We start from the raw sequence: 325 nt of genomic DNA, 5'->3' as shown, positions 1-325 counted from the left end.
CGTCTCCAGCATGTTGCCTTGCGCATCCAAAAGCGCAATCGTCAGGCGATAGAGTTCCGGCGTTTCAGCACTCCATAACGCGGGTCTCTCTACCGGGATCGCCACCGTTAGCCGCTCGGCCCACTTCCCCCGCTCATCCACAATGACAGAGCCAGGGTGTTGAGTGGTGCTGGCGCATTTTTCGCCGTTGCGCCACAGGGTACATGCCACTTCACACTCTGCATAGCGGGAGCCAGCCAGCACAACGTCAACCTTCAGCACCGCCCGGTCAAACTCCGCATTCAGATCCGTAACGACGTGATAATCCGCAATCTGCGTCCCGGGC

1 pseudogene is annotated in these 325 nt (G+C 59.4%); it reads right to left on the bottom strand.

Annotated elements, in window-relative coordinates:
* Positions 1-325 (bottom strand): annotated as a pseudogene (gene lacZ / locus ACJ9N4_RS12335) (beta-galactosidase); the annotation flags it as partial.

This window comes from Enterobacter sp. LM3, assembly GCF_046622475.1.
GTDB classification, from domain to species: domain Bacteria; phylum Pseudomonadota; class Gammaproteobacteria; order Enterobacterales; family Enterobacteriaceae; genus Enterobacter; species Enterobacter cloacae_P.
The sequence above is the reverse complement of the archived record's forward strand: the minus strand, read 5'-3'. Positions and strand labels throughout refer to the sequence as shown.